The organism is Pseudomonas sp. AK106, assembly GCF_053903055.1.
This window is the reverse complement of sequence record NZ_CP096426.1, coordinates 5,348,618-5,362,479: the sequence shown is the minus strand read 5'-3', so window position 1 is coordinate 5,362,479 and position 13,862 is coordinate 5,348,618. Positions and strand designations below refer to the sequence as shown.

Sequence of the window (13,862 nt, the reverse complement as noted above, 5' to 3'; positions counted from 1 at the left end):
TCCGTTCGTTTACACGTTCTGCCAGGCGCCGGCATCGATGTGCGCCAGCGCCTGGAATGCAGGCTTGGCGAACCAGTAGCCCTGCATGAGGTAAATGTTGCAGTCGGCGAGGAAGTCCCGTTCGCCCGCATCTTCGATGCCTTCGGCGATCACTGTAACGTTCAGGTCCGTACACATTGTGACAATGCCGCGCACGATGGCCTGCCGTGCAGGGTCCAGATGGACGTTGCGCACCAGGGCCATGTCGAGCTTGATCAGGTCAGGCTGAAAGTCGGCGAGGAGGGTGAGTCCGGAGTGCCCGGCGCCAAAGTCGTCGATGGCGGTCTTGAAGCCGAACTGGCGGTACTCCCGAAGAATGTTGGTCAGGTGGCTGTTGCTGCAGACGTGCTCGGTTTCGACGGTCTCGAAGATCAACCGGTCCAGCGGAAAGTTGTGGGCGCGGGCCGCTTCAAGGGTGCTGCGAATGCACAGGTCGGGGCGATACACCGCGTTGGGCAGGAAGTTGATCGACAGGTATTCGTCCATTCCCAGCCGGGCGGCAGTTGAAATCGCGCGGGTTCGGCACAATTGATCGAAACGGTAACGGTTGGTGTCGTCGATCTGGTTCAGGACAGACAGGGCACCCTCGCCGTTGACGCCTCGTACCAACGCCTCGTGAGCGAATACCGAGCGGTCGCGGACGTCCACGATGGGCTGATAGGCGAATTCAAATTCGAAATCCAGTGCGGAGCTTTCTCTGCAGCCCTGGCACCCACCAGTCAATGACGTTGGGAAGTCTGTCACGTCGTTCTCCTGAAGCCGGCGCTTTAGTCTGGTGGGCAGTGTAAACGAGGGTGGCGGTTACTGCGTCCCCGGCGTGACGTAGTACGATTCTGACCATTACACGATTGAGGAATTCAGATGACACAGAAGTCAGACGAGGACGACAAAGTCCGTCTGGACAAATGGCTTTGGGCGGCGCGTTTCTTCAAGACGCGTGCGCTGGCAAAAGCCGCCATTGAAAGCGGTAAGGTTCATTGCCGCGGCGAGCGTTGCAAGCCGGGGAAAGAGCCGCGGGTAGGGGACGAGTTCCAGATCAGAGCGGGTTTCGATGAGCGGACCGTTGTGGTCCAGGCGTTGTCGATTGTCCGCCGTGGCGCCCCCGAGGCGCAGTTGCTGTACAGCGAAACCCCGGAGAGCCTCGCCAAACGCGAGCAAGCCGCCGAGATGCGCAAGGCCGGAAGCCTGGGCGTGACCACTGACGGCAGGCCGACCAAAAAGCAGCGTCGGCAATTGTTTCATTTTCGTTCGGGTGACGACTGACGATCTCGCCGCTTTCCGGGATCGCGCATTGATCGACCCCGGACTGCTCTGTAGCAACAGGCAGCTTACAAATGAGAGCCCTGCTTCATGATGCTCAGGCATTTGAGCAGCGGCAGGCGGCCCATCACGTTGAAGACTGGTGCCGTCAGTCGAAACAGAACCCCGGTAGCGGTGGCCACGAACGGGGTGTAGCAGCTCCAGCCCAGCGCGAGCAATGCGATCATTACACCGCCAATGTAGTCGTCCTGACCCCAATGGGCCCCGGCGACCAGGCGCGGCATCATGAACAGAAACGCCAGGGCCCAGATGACCACGCGCTGGCCGACTGTGCGGCTGTAGACGCTCATGAACATCGCCCAGATCAGCAGCACCGAAGCGTGGTCGCCCGGGAAGCTCTGGCTGGAACGATCCTTGAGCTGCCACTTGTCCTCCAGCTCCGGGAATATGTCGCTGAGCTTGATGGCATCGGGGATCATCACTGACGCGCTGTCATGTTGCAGCGCGCTGTGGTCGATGATTTTGGAAAACACCGTGCGGATGATCAGCAGCAGGATCAGCGTGAGCACAAAGCCGATCAGCGCGGCACGCGTTTGCAAGGATTTGAACACCCAGTCGCCCTTTATGAGCAGCGTGAGCAGAATCAGGCCGACGACGATGTCGAAGGGTCGCATGCTGGCAATCGTCCAGACCCACAGCCACGCCTTGTTTTGCTCAAGCGGGCGGTTCAGCAAGTGAAACAGGCCTTCGTCGAAGTGCGTGAAAGCCGCGTGTCCCGTGGGCCACACCCACAGCAGTAGCAGGCCCAGCGCCACCAGATTACACAGCAGGAATTTTTTGGCGTTCCACTTGGGTTGGAACAATGCGGGATAGTCCATAAAATGCCCCCATCGGCATGGCAGTGCACCAAGCGGTGCGAAACCGCGCTTTATAGGCGCTTGTCATCATTTTGTCATCCATTCAGATACCTTCTCCTATGTCAGACTTTGCGGATACCGATTACACCCAGCGTTTCATCTTTGACGAGAGCGACGTGCGCGGCGAGCTCGTGGCCCTTGAGCGCAGCTACGCCGAGGTCCTTGCCAAGCACCCGTATCCCGAGCCAGTGGCTCAGTTGCTCGGCGAAATGCTCGCCGCCGCTGCGCTGTTGGTGGGCACGCTGAAGTTCGACGGCCTGCTGGTTCTACAGGCTCGGTCCCTTGGACCGGTGTCGTTGCTGATGGTCGAGTGCTCCAGCGAGCGTGAACTGCGCGGGATTGCGCGTTACGACGAGGCCTTGGTGAAGCCGGACGCCACGCTGCTCGACCTGATGCCCGATGGCGACCTGACCATGACCATCGACCCGCGTCAGGGCAAACGCTATCAGGGCATCGTGGGCCTGGACGGCGTCGACCTGTCGGCCTGCCTGTCCGAATACTTTGTGATGTCGGAGCAATTGCCGACGCGTTTCTGGATCAAGGCCGACGGCAAACGCGCACGTGGGCTGCTGCTGCAACAACTGCCGGCTGAGAAGCTGAAAGATCAGGATGAGCGTGAAGCCAGCTGGCAGCATGTCAATGTGCTGGTTGACACCCTGACCGCCGAAGAACTGCTCAGCCTGACCAACGAAACCGTGTTGAAACGCCTGTTCCACGAAGACGTCGTGCGGATGTTCGACGTCCAGCCACTGGTGTTCCGTTGCAGCTGCTCGCGCGAACGTTCTGGCAATGCGTTGGTCAGTCTTGGTCTGGAAGATGCACAGCAGTTGGTGATCGAGCATCACGGTGCGGTGGAGATCGACTGTCAGTTCTGCAATCAGCGCTATCTGTTCGATGCAACGGATGTAGCGCAGCTGTTTGCAGGGGGCGGGGTAGATACCCCTTCCGATACCCGCCATTAATGTAGTGCGGGTCCTGCGCTGAAAGCTTTCCGCCCGGCCCGCTTGACTCTTCTTCATGTAGTTCTGACAGGAGGGCCCTACCTTTTTTGGGCTTTTCTGGCATAATCCGGCCACTTTTTAGCTGTAGTAGTGTTGGTTTTTCTACTACAAAACGTTTGGAGCACTCGGCCATCGAGCCGACGGGGAATCTCATGACGCAAGCCAATAACGCCGTTCACACCGATCTCAGTGTCGACGATCTGGTTAAAGAAGCCCTCAAACGCGAAGAAGGCGTGCTGTCCGATACTGGCGCACTCGTCGTGGAAACAGGCCACCGCACAGGCCGCTCGCCTGTCGACCGCTTCATCGTAGACGAACCCTCCACCCAGGCTGCGATCGCCTGGGGGCCGATCAACCGCAAGTTCCCGGCCGACAAGTTCGATGCCCTATGGGCGCGTGTCGAGGCGTTCAACAACGCTCAGGAACACTTCGTTTCCCACGTGCACGTAGGCGCCGCCGAAGATCACTACCTTGCGGTCAAGATGACCACGCAGACTGCCTGGCAGAACCTGTTCGGTCGCTGCCTGTTCATCAATCCGGCCCAGTACAACCCGGCCGGCCGTGAAGAATGGCAAGTGCTCAACGTGGCTAACTTCGAGTGCGTGCCTGAGCGTGACGGCACCAACTCCGACGGTTGCGTCATCATCAACTTCGCCCAGAAGAAGGTCCTCATTGCCGGTATGCGTTACGCCGGTGAAATGAAGAAAGCCATGTTCTCGGTGCAGAACTTCCTGCTGCCGGCTTCCGATGTGCTGCCAATGCACTGCGCGGCCAATATCGGTGAAGACGGCGACGTGACACTGTTCTTCGGTCTGTCCGGCACCGGTAAAACCACGCTGTCCGCCGACGAGACCCGTTACCTGATCGGTGACGACGAACACGGCTGGGGCGAAGGCGTTGTCTTCAACATCGAAGGCGGTTGCTATGCCAAGTGCATCGACCTCTCCGAGAAGAACGAGCCGGTTATCTGGAAGGCCATCAAGCACGGCGCCGTGCTGGAAAACGTGGTGCTGGACGCAGCCGGTCATGCCGACTACGCCGACGGCAGCCTGACTCAAAACAGCCGCGCCGCTTACCCGCTCGAGCACGTTGAAAAGCGTTCCGAGAAGAACCTGGGCGGCGAGCCAAACGCGGTGATCTTCCTGACCTGCGACCTGACTGGCGTGCTGCCGCCGGTGTCGATCCTCAGCGAAGAACAAGCGGCCTACCACTTCCTGTCGGGTTACACCGCACTGGTCGGTTCCACTGAAATGGGTTCGGGCGCCGGCATCAAGTCGACGTTCTCTACCTGCTTCGGCGCACCGTTCTTCCCGCGTCCGGCGGGCGAATACGCAGAGCTGCTGATCAAGCGCATCCGCGGTTTCGGCTCCAAGGTCTACCTGGTCAACACCGGCTGGACCGGCGGCGGCTACGGTGTTGGCAAACGCTTCAACATTCCGACCACCCGTGGCGTCATCGCGGCCATTCAGAGCGGCGCGTTGATCGGTGCAGAAACCGAGCACCTCGACACCGTCAACCTGGACGTCCCGACCTCCGTGCCAGGCGTCGAAACCGGACTGCTCAACCCGCGCAACACCTGGGCTGACAAAGCGGCGTACGACGAAGCCGCCAAAGCACTGGCCGGCCTGTTCATCGAGAACTTCAAGAAGTTCGAAGTGAGCGACGCGATCAAGGCAGCGGGCCCGAAGCTGTAAGATCGGTACCTGCTAAAAAGAAACCGCCCTTCGGGGCGGTTTTTTTATACCTGCGCGCTAGCTAGCCGCCAGTCTTCGTCGTCACCGGAAAGTCCTGGGTGATGTCGAAGCTGCCCTTCGCCACAACGCTCTTCGCATTACACAGCTTGGCATCGAACCCCGGGTGGCGTTCGCCGTGCTCGGCCGCGTACGCAGCGGCTTCCCGAGTACATTCGTCGGTGGGCTGTTCAGGGGAAAGCGCCGCGTTGAACTGGAACGTGCCGATCAACCGATAGCGGTCGAGCAGTTTGTTGGGGGAGGTGAGTTTCTCGATTTTGCTGAAGACGAGCTGGACGTTGCTGTTGCCCCCACCCTTGTCCGTGTCGAAATACTGATAGTACGAACCGGTGTCGTAGGACGCGCTGTTTTCATCGTGGGCCACTTCGACGCGGCCACCCTGAAACATGATCGCTTTCTTCTCTTGATCAGGGTTGTCGAAAGAGAACCCGAGGATAGGGCCGATGCTCACCTCATTGCGGTCGCCTTCGGCTTCCTGATCCGCGCTGAGTGTCAGCCAGTTGGAGCCGGGCAGTTTGCCGGGCAGGAAGCCAACGGCTACTTGATCGCCTTTTGCCTCGTAGTGCAGGTTGAGCGCGCCACTGACGTCGACAATCATGCTCTTCTGAAGGGTCGACGCACTTGCGGTCGCCGTCCCGGCTGTCTTGGCTTCATCGCCGCAGCCCGAAAGAAGAGCGGCGGTGACTGCGAGTAACAGCGGTAGCAGGCGTGTATGGGTTCGCGGGGCTGCTTGAGGCATGTTGTTCCGTCCGTAATCGCTGCGGTTGTCTCTGACTCTAGCCTCCTATGACCGCAGAATGCGCCGGCGGGTCAATGAGGCGATGACAAAAAACGGAACGAAGAAACCGCCCTCAGTGGGGGCGGTTTCTTGGGGAATTCTTTTTCGCCAGCGCAGCGCTCAGCCAGGAGGGCGTTGGCGTTGATCCGTGCAGTCAGAAACCTGAACGGCGGGACGCGTTATGGCTGTGGATCGAACCTCAAGAGATATCTTTGTACGCGCTGGCTCCTTTCGCGAGGTTCGCCGCCAGTCCTTCCGCAGGTTTAAACGGCGTTCCCGCTACCATGCTGAAACCGGTTCCCTTGTCGGCATAACTGACATACCGCTCTGTTTTGTGGTCTTCAACCAAAACAGTGTATGAGTGGCTTCGCATCTTGATGAACTTGGCTTCATGCATAACGATACTTTGGTGCAGTTTGCCAATGTCGATGGCCGACAAGTTGAGTTTTCTTTGTAACTTCGTTCCCCATCGGGTCAGACACACTTCGGCGTAATGCCGCACCAACTTACCAGGCTCTGTCAGGTCACCTGGCCCACTCGCTCCCGAGAGCGACGCGTTACCCACCAGCGTCGCGTGACGTCCGGCCATGGGATAGATGCTGACTTTGGTCTTGGGAGCTGTTTTAGGAATGATGCAGGAAAATCCTTTAGAGCGTTCGTCGCGGGCGTAGAACGCCACATATTCTTTGACGTTGCTGCCGAGAGAAACTTTTTCAAGCTGATAATTAAAGGGACCGGGCACCGGGTCCACCGCAAATATGTTGACCGGTATATGACGCGTGGCCGGATTAGCCAGCAGCGCATTGGCGAGCATGTGACAACTGACGCCGCCACGACTCCAGCCCACCAGATTGATTTGCTTTGGGATCAAGCCGCCTTTTCTCAGGTTCTTGATCAGCTGTTGCTGGAGTTCCTGCGGGCTGATGCGATTGCCGTAGTCGTACTGCCGCCAGAACCACGAGCCGTGCGCCTGGGCGTCGGGAATAGGCACATCGGCTCGCTTGAGGCGCTGGTAATCGGCTTCCGACAGCTTGGTTCTTTGCCAGTCGAATTTGCCCTGAATGATGTTGACGGCATGCTGCACATTCTCGTGCCAGCCTTTGCCGAAAGCGGGGCCAGTCCACCCGAATGCTTTGGGTTCGGTGAACAGCTCATCGGCCTGCATATTGCCGCTACCCGGCCCGTCAATGACGATCCACTCGGCGAACTCGTGACCGTCGATGTTATTGGCCAGCGTCGCGACCAGCTCACCGTTCCAGTAGTTCTTGTGCAGATGGTCGTATTTAGTCGAGCCCGTGCCGCAAAAGAAAATTGTAAAAGTTGTCATGTTTATAACCTCGTTGTTGGATAGGAATCACGAGGTTAGAAGACTGATTGTGGACGCGTCCGCTGTTGTTGTTACTTCATGTTCAGTGGAGCGCTAATGACTATCTGGTGACGTAAATTGTTTTTCCATCACGCTGAATAATCCCGGGCCGCTGTGCAGTACTGCTCTTGCGCCAGTTTGTTCTTGTCGCTCTTATCTTTGGCGACGCGTTTGCTCCAGTCGCTGCACATGTCTTTGAAGTAGGGTACGGCGGCGCGACGGCATTCACGGTGTTCGACACTGTCGGCCAGGAAGTTCATGCAGACACTGCTGGTTTCAATATGGTTGTTGGAAATGCGATAGCGGGCTTCATAGCGATTTCGCCCGTCTATTTCACGGATGAACACACCTGCTACTTCATAGCGCCGCGCGGGCTCGGTTTTGGGTTTGGCGGCGGCGGCCTTGTAGGTCGCCATGTAACGATCTGAAACCATGCCTTGGGGTCGAGTGGCTTGGGAGTCGTTGGCCTGAGCTTCACCGAAGCGGCAATTGATGACATCCCGGTCGATCACGTTGCCGTCTTTCAGGCAGGCGTCGAGCGGCCGCGCCGTGGCGGGTTGGGAGACTTCAACTTTGGGGGCGATATAAACCACTTGTTCGACGTTGCGCACCTGAGCGACGGGCTCTGGGTCAGTCTCACTGACCACCTCTGCGATGGGCGGCGCAGGAATGACCGTTGCTGCAGGCTTGGGCGTGCGAAACATTTGCGTGATCAGAAAGATAATCGCGATCAGCAGCGCGAGGCAGATCAGAACGCTACTCAGCGGCCAGTTGCCGTTGCCGGATGCGGCAGCTCGCCGGGCAGGATGCGAGCCGAGCACAACGTCGAATTGGCCGGGGGCCAGCCGTTGCATGGTAAGCCCGTCATCCTCGGGCTGTGGCGTGGATTGCATTGCCTCTCCTTGGCGAATCGTGTGTTGTCGACCGGTTTGCAGTCAATCGGGGTGGCTGACGTACAGCGCTTGAATACGCGTCGCGCGAGATTAATCCTCGGCATGACGTTTTGCCAGCATGGCGCGCGGTATTTGTCCGCGCTGTATCCTGTCCGATATTTCTGTAATGGTTTAGGTGTATTGCGCCCGGACCCACCGCGCTATGGTTCACGCCCTTGCGACGGTCAAAGGAGTGGCAGCACATGCATCAAACCCTTGAGCAGGTTTTCGGTTATCGGCAGTTTCGCGCCGGACAAGAGGCCGCCATCAGTGCCGTGTTGGCAGGGCGCTCCGCCGCAGCGATCTTTCCCACGGGGTCCGGTAAATCCCTCTGCTACCAGCTGCCGGCATTGCTGCTGCCGCATCTGACGCTGGTGGTATCACCGCTGTTGGCGCTGATTCAGGACCAACTGGCTTTCCTTCAGCGACACGGCATTGCGGCGGCGAGCATCGACTCCGCGCAAAGTCGTGATGACGTCGCCGACGTCATGGCCAGGGCGCGCTCCGGCGAGTTGAAAATCCTGATGATCTCCGTCGAGCGCCTGAAGAACGAGCGCTTCCGGCATTTCATCACTCAGGTGCCGATTTCGCTGCTTGTAGTGGACGAGGCCCACTGCATTTCCGAGTGGGGCCACAACTTCCGGCCTGATTATCTGAAGCTCCCTGACTACCAGCGCGAGTTCAATATCCCCCAGGCGCTGCTCCTGACAGCGACAGCGACGCCCCAAGTCATCAGTGACATGCAGAGCAAGTTCGGCATCGCCCTGGACGATGTGGTGACAACGGGTTTCTACCGGCCCAACCTCACGCTGCGGGTCGAGCCGGTTGCAGGCCGGGACAAGCGCCGGCGTCTGGTGGAGTGGCTTGGCGAACGGGCCGGTCAGCCGAGCATTGTCTACGTTACGCTGCAGAAGACCGCCGAGTTCGTGGCGGCTCACCTGTCGCAGAACGGCATCCCGGCGTACGCCTACCATGCCGGTCTGCCCCACGATAAGCGCGAGTCGATCCAGCGGCAGTTCATGGACGGGCGTCTGAACTGCATCGTCGCCACCATCGCTTTCGGGATGGGCATCGACAAGAGTGACATCCGCAACGTCGTGCATTTCGATTTGCCCAAATCCATCGAGAACTACAGCCAGGAGATCGGTCGTGCGGGCCGGGACGGGGCGACGTCGGAGTGTCTGGTGCTGGCCAATCGCGACAGCCTGAACGTGCTGGAGAACTTCGTGTACGGCGACACACCGGAGCAGGAAGGCATCCGGTTGGTGCTGGAAGATCTGCAAGGCGCGCGTAACGACAGTCAGTGGGAGTTTCTGCTGGCACCCTTGTCGGACCTCAGCAATATCCGTCAACTGCCGCTCAAAACGCTGTTGGTGCAACTGGAGCTGCGCGGGATCATTGCGCCGCGTTATTCGTACTTCGCGGAATACCGCTTCAAATACCTGATCGAACCGCAGGTGCTGGTGCAGCGCTTTCAAGGCGAACGACGCGAATTCGTGCAGGCGCTGACCGAGACGTCAAGCCGGGCGCGGACGTGGGCAACCGTCAACTTCGACGCCATGTACCAGCAGTATCAGGCCGAGCGCGGGCGCGTGGTAACGGCGCTGGATTTCTTTCAGGAGAAGGGCTGGATCGAACTCGAAAGCAAGCAGATGACCGAGGTCTTCAGCCTGATCGCCGCCGACTTCGACGCCCAGGCCCTGAGCGAAGAGTTGCATGACTATTTCGTCCACCACGAAAAGACCGAGGTCGCGCGCATCCACGCCATGCTCGAGCTGTTTGCCAGCGAGCAGTGCCTCAGTCATCGTCTGGCTCAATACTTTGGCGACGACCGTGCGCCCGCGCATTGCAGCCACTGCTCGGTGTGTGAGGGTCATGTGGCCGTGCTCCCCGAGCCGCCAGCCTTGACGCCGTTGAGCGAGCAGGACTTCGCGGATCTATGCAGCGAGTTCGTCGGCAAGCACCTCGAGGCCCGAGGGCATGAGCCGGGCGCGGAGTGCCTGACGCGGTTTCTGTGTGGGATTAGCGTGCCGATGTTTACCCGGCTCAAGGCCCGGAACATCGGCGGTTTCGCGGCGCTGGAGGCTTACCCGTATGCGGACGTGCGGGAATGGATTCAGCGCCAGATTCAATAGCGGTCACGGATTTCATCAACCAGGAAGCACAGCAGACAAACCGGAGGGAACCCCATGAACGACACCCCGCAGCGCGCCGACTATCGCCACTTCCAGCCAATCGTGACGCGTTGGCACGACAACGATGTGTACGGCCACATCAACAACGTCACGTACTACAGCTTCTTTGACAGCGCGGTGAATACCTACCTGATCGAACAGGGCGGACTGGATATCCATGACGGTGAAGCAGTGGGATTTGTGGTGAGTTCGTCGTGCGATTACTTTGCGTCGATTGCCTATCCGGAGCCGATCGAGGTCGGGCTACGGGTTGGCAAGCTGGGCAACAGCTCGGTGCAATATGAGCTGGCGGTCTTCAAGGCGGGGGAAGACGAGGCGCGGGCGGCAGGACGCTTCGTGCATGTATTCGTGGATCGGGCATCCAATCAGCCGGTGCCGATCCCTGCGGCGTTGCGGCAGGCGCTTGAGCGTTTGGTGGTCTGAAAGTGATACCGGCCGCTTTATGGGCGGCCGGTATTCATCGGGTCAGGTGCGCGAGTCGGGCTCGACGGCATCAGTCACGATGGTGTTTGCGATGACCATGCGCGTGACCGCGACCGTGTTTGTAGTCGCGGCGATCGCCACGGTAACCACGGCCTCGGTCGTCGTCACGGCGGCTTTCGTCGCCCATGTAGTTGCCGAGTGCGCCGCCCGCGCCGCCGCCTGCTGCTGCGCCAATCAGACTGCCGGTGCTGCCACCGACGCTGCGACCGACTACGTTGCCGCCAGCAGCACCCAGGCCGCCGCCGATGGCGGCTTCGGTACGGTTCCGGCGGTTTGCGCCCACTGCGCCACCAGCCGCGCCGCCAAGGCCGGCTCCGATTGCCGAACCTGTGCTGCCGCCGACCTGTTGGCCAACGACGGAGCCGAGTACCCCACCCAATGCGCCGCCCACGCCGGCCGTCACGTTATCGCCTGCTGAGGCAAAACCGCTGACCAGTGAGAACGATAACAACAGAATCGAGGAATACTTCATGTATGGATGCTCATAGGGATGACGCCGCGATCCTGCGATCATGAAGAAAATGTCACAATCTAAATCCGACGAATAACACGACCTGTATACAAAACGCTAACTTATTGTTTTGGCTTGGGAACCGAAGTCGTATTGGTGAGTCATACGCTACTTGATAAAGGCCCGAATCTCGCGATTCGGGCCTTTTTTTGTGGCGCTATATCCTGCTATCGCCGCAAGGAACCTGTGGGAGTGAGTTTGCTCACGAAGGGGCCGGGACCTTCAGCCTTTTTCTCCGGAGGCTGAAAGCAGGTCTTCGCGGGCAAGCGTGCTCCTACAAGATTCTTCAGCTCAGGATCAAATAATCCGCGCTGTCTCCGTATGCCGTTCCAGCTTGATCGCCACGAACTTGGACGTCGGCGTGCTGCTGCCGTCGCCCACGCTTTCCAGCGGTACCAGCGGGTTCACTTCCGGGTAATACGCTGCAGCCTGGCCGGCCGGAATGTCGAACGGCAGCAGTGTGAAGCCCTTCACGCGACGTTCGATGGCATCGCCCCAGATCGACACGATGTCGACTTTCTGACCGGGTACGAAGCCCAGACGAATGATGTCGGCCTCGTTCACGAACATCACGTCACGCTGACCTTTCACGCCGCGGTAACGGTCGTCCAGGCCATAGATGGTGGTGTTGTACTGATCGTGAGAACGCATCGATTGCATGATCAGGTCCGGCACGATGCCTGTCCCGCGAATGCTTTCATGCACCAGGTCGCTCGGCAATACGTTCGCCTTGAAGTTGGCCCGCGCACTCGGCGTGTTCCAGCGACGGGAGCCTGCGGCGTTGCCCAGGTAGAAGCCGCCCGGGTTTTTGATCTTCTCGTTGAAGTTCTGGAATGACGGAATGGTGTCGGCGATCAGGTCGCGAATGCGGCTGTAGTCCGCCACCAGCCACAGCCAGTCCACCGGCTGCTTGCCCAGTGTTGCGTTGGCAATGCCCGCCAGGATCGCAGGCTCGGAACGCATCTGCGGCGACAGCGGCTTCAGCTGACCGTTGGACGCGTGGACCATGCTGAACGAATCTTCAACCGTTACCGCTTGCGGGCCTTCGGCCTGGATGTCGATGTCGGTACGGCCGAAGCACGGCAGAATCAGCGCTTCCTTGCCGTGGGCCAGGTGGCTGCGGTTGAGCTTGGTGCTGATCTGCACGGTCAGGTCGCAGTTGCTCAGGGCTTCGAAAGTGCGCGGGCTGTCCGGGGTGGCTTGAGCGAAGTTGCCGCCCAGACCGATAAAGACTTTCGCGCGGCCTTCGAGCATCGCGTGAATCGCTTCGACGACGTTATGGCCGTTTTCACGCGGCACCTTGAACTGGAAACGTTTCTCCAGCGCATCAAGGAAAAATGCCGGCGGACGTTCGTTGATGCCCATCGTGCGGTCGCCCTGCACGTTACTGTGACCGCGCACCGGGCACAGGCCTGCGCCTGGCCGACCGATGTTGCCGCGCAGCAGCATCAGGTTGGAGACTTCCTGAATGGTCGGCACCGAATGGCGATGCTGAGTGATGCCCATCGCCCAGCACATGATCACGTTCTTGCCTTTGGCGTACATCCGCGCGGCGAGTTCGATGTCGGTCAATGGCAGACCCGATTGCTCGACGATGAATTCCCACGAGGTGTCGTCAATGGCAGCGAGGTATTCCAGCACGCCATTGGTGTGTTCGTTGAGGAAGGTGTGATCGAACACCGATGGCTCGTTGTTCGCCTGGGCTTCGCGTTCCCATTGCAGCAGGAACTTGGCCATGCCGCGCAGCAGGGCCATGTCGCCGCCCAGTGCCGGACGGAAATACGCCGTGTTGGTCGGCTCGGAGCCGTTGCTGAGCATTTCCAGCGGGTGCTGAGGGTGCTGGAAACGTTCCAGACCGCGCTCTTTCAGCGGGTTGACGCACACCACTTGCGCGCCGCGTTTGACCGCTTCACGCAGCGGTTCCAGCATGCGCGGGTGGTTGGTGCCCGGGTTCTGACCGAGGACGAAAATCGCATCCGCGTGCTCGAAGTCATCAAACGTTACGGTGCCTTTGCCCACGCCCACGCTTTGCGACAAAGCAACGCCGCTCGCTTCATGGCACATGTTCGAGCAGTCGGGGAAGTTGTTGGTGCCGAAGGCACGCACGAACAGCTGATACAGATACGCCGCTTCGTTGCTGGCACGGCCAGAGGTGTAGAACTCGGCCATGTTCGGGTTCGGCAGATTGTTCAGGTGCTTGGCAATCAGCGCAAAGGCGTCGTCCCAGGCAATCGGCTTGTAGCGATCGGTCTGGGCGTCGTAGACCATTGGCTCGGTCAGACGGCCCTGATATTCCAGCCAGTAATCACTTTGCTCAAGCAGCGAGCTTACGCTGTAGCGGGCGAAGAAGGACGCATCGACGCGGCGCTTGGTCGCTTCCCAGTTCACTGCCTTGGCGCCGTTCTCGCAGAACTTGACCATGCCGCTTTCCGGCGAATCACCCCACGCGCAACCCGGGCAGTCGAAGCCGCCGTTCTGGTTGGTCTTGAGCATCGTGCGGATGTTCTTCAGGGCGTTGTCGCTGGTCAGCCAGAAGTGGGCGACGCTGATCAATGCGCCCCATCCGCCGGCCGGGCCTTTGTAGGGCTTGTAGCGGGGGGTCGATACCTTGTCGGCTTCTTTATGCATG

The 13,862-nt window shown here is 59.5% G+C and carries 12 protein-coding genes; 5 read left to right on the top strand and 7 right to left on the bottom strand.

Annotation, left to right across the window (positions count from 1 at the left end; genetic code table 11):
- Positions 1-9: 9 nt before the first annotated feature.
- The gene (rimA, locus tag M1E04_RS23485; RefSeq protein WP_192130719.1) at positions 10-783 is read right to left on the bottom strand and encodes a S6 modification regulatory phosphodiesterase RimA; all 774 of its coding nucleotides are present in this window, start codon (positions 781-783) and stop codon (positions 10-12) included.
- Between the two features lie 117 nt (positions 784-900).
- Here rimA and M1E04_RS23480 point away from each other — a divergent pair, with 117 nt between their 5' ends.
- Positions 901-1,302: an RNA-binding S4 domain-containing protein gene (locus tag M1E04_RS23480; protein ID WP_065987435.1), complete on the top strand. Its 402-nt coding sequence runs from the start codon at positions 901-903 to the stop codon at positions 1,300-1,302.
- 65 nt (positions 1,303-1,367) lie between these two features.
- Here the strand turns inward: M1E04_RS23480 and M1E04_RS23475 are convergent, their stop codons facing one another.
- Entirely contained in the window at positions 1,368-2,177 is an 810-nt protein-coding gene (locus M1E04_RS23475; RefSeq protein ID WP_065987434.1) for a phosphatase PAP2 family protein, read from the bottom strand.
- A gap of 98 nt (positions 2,178-2,275) precedes the next feature.
- Here M1E04_RS23475 and hslO point away from each other — a divergent pair, with 98 nt between their 5' ends.
- Both hslO and M1E04_RS23465 read left to right on the top strand, forming a co-directional pair.
- On the top strand, positions 2,276-3,178 hold the full coding sequence (gene hslO / locus M1E04_RS23470) for an Hsp33 family molecular chaperone HslO (protein WP_065987433.1): 903 nt from the start codon (positions 2,276-2,278) through the stop codon (positions 3,176-3,178).
- 191 nt (positions 3,179-3,369) lie between these two features.
- Positions 3,370-4,911, top strand: coding sequence for a phosphoenolpyruvate carboxykinase (locus M1E04_RS23465; RefSeq protein WP_065987432.1), 1,542 nt, complete (start codon positions 3,370-3,372; stop codon positions 4,909-4,911).
- A gap of 61 nt (positions 4,912-4,972) precedes the next feature.
- On the opposite strand, the gene M1E04_RS23460 is transcribed toward M1E04_RS23465, so the two are convergent.
- The 3 genes from M1E04_RS23460 to M1E04_RS23450 form a co-directional block, all read right to left on the bottom strand.
- A complete protein-coding gene (locus tag M1E04_RS23460) occupies positions 4,973-5,707 on the bottom strand; it encodes a hypothetical protein (protein WP_192130721.1) in 735 nt (244 codons plus the stop codon).
- Between the two features lie 238 nt (positions 5,708-5,945).
- Positions 5,946-7,073, bottom strand: coding sequence for a hypothetical protein (locus M1E04_RS23455; protein ID WP_192130722.1), 1,128 nt, complete (start codon positions 7,071-7,073; stop codon positions 5,946-5,948).
- A gap of 128 nt (positions 7,074-7,201) precedes the next feature.
- Positions 7,202-8,005 (bottom strand): hypothetical protein, encoded by an 804-nt coding sequence (locus M1E04_RS23450; RefSeq protein ID WP_296307749.1) that lies wholly within the window; start codon positions 8,003-8,005, stop codon positions 7,202-7,204.
- Positions 8,006-8,247: 242 nt separating this feature from the next.
- Here M1E04_RS23450 and M1E04_RS23445 point away from each other — a divergent pair, with 242 nt between their 5' ends.
- Both M1E04_RS23445 and M1E04_RS23440 read left to right on the top strand, forming a co-directional pair.
- The gene (locus M1E04_RS23445; RefSeq protein ID WP_456292133.1) at positions 8,248-10,179 is read left to right on the top strand and encodes a RecQ family ATP-dependent DNA helicase; all 1,932 of its coding nucleotides are present in this window, start codon (positions 8,248-8,250) and stop codon (positions 10,177-10,179) included.
- 54 nt (positions 10,180-10,233) lie between these two features.
- Entirely contained in the window at positions 10,234-10,662 is a 429-nt protein-coding gene (locus M1E04_RS23440; protein WP_065987427.1) for an acyl-CoA thioesterase, read from the top strand.
- 70 nt (positions 10,663-10,732) lie between these two features.
- Here M1E04_RS23440 and M1E04_RS23435 read toward each other — a convergent pair whose 3' ends face one another.
- Both M1E04_RS23435 and M1E04_RS23430 read right to left on the bottom strand, forming a co-directional pair.
- Positions 10,733-11,194 carry a glycine zipper domain-containing protein gene (locus tag M1E04_RS23435; protein WP_065987426.1) on the bottom strand — a complete coding sequence of 154 codons (462 nt, stop codon included), beginning with the start codon at positions 11,192-11,194 and terminating at the stop codon, positions 10,733-10,735.
- Positions 11,195-11,530: 336 nt separating this feature from the next.
- Positions 11,531-13,861 carry an FdhF/YdeP family oxidoreductase gene (locus M1E04_RS23430; RefSeq protein ID WP_167355775.1) on the bottom strand — a complete coding sequence of 777 codons (2,331 nt, stop codon included), beginning with the start codon at positions 13,859-13,861 and terminating at the stop codon, positions 11,531-11,533.
- Between the last annotated feature and the right edge of the window lies 1 nt (position 13,862).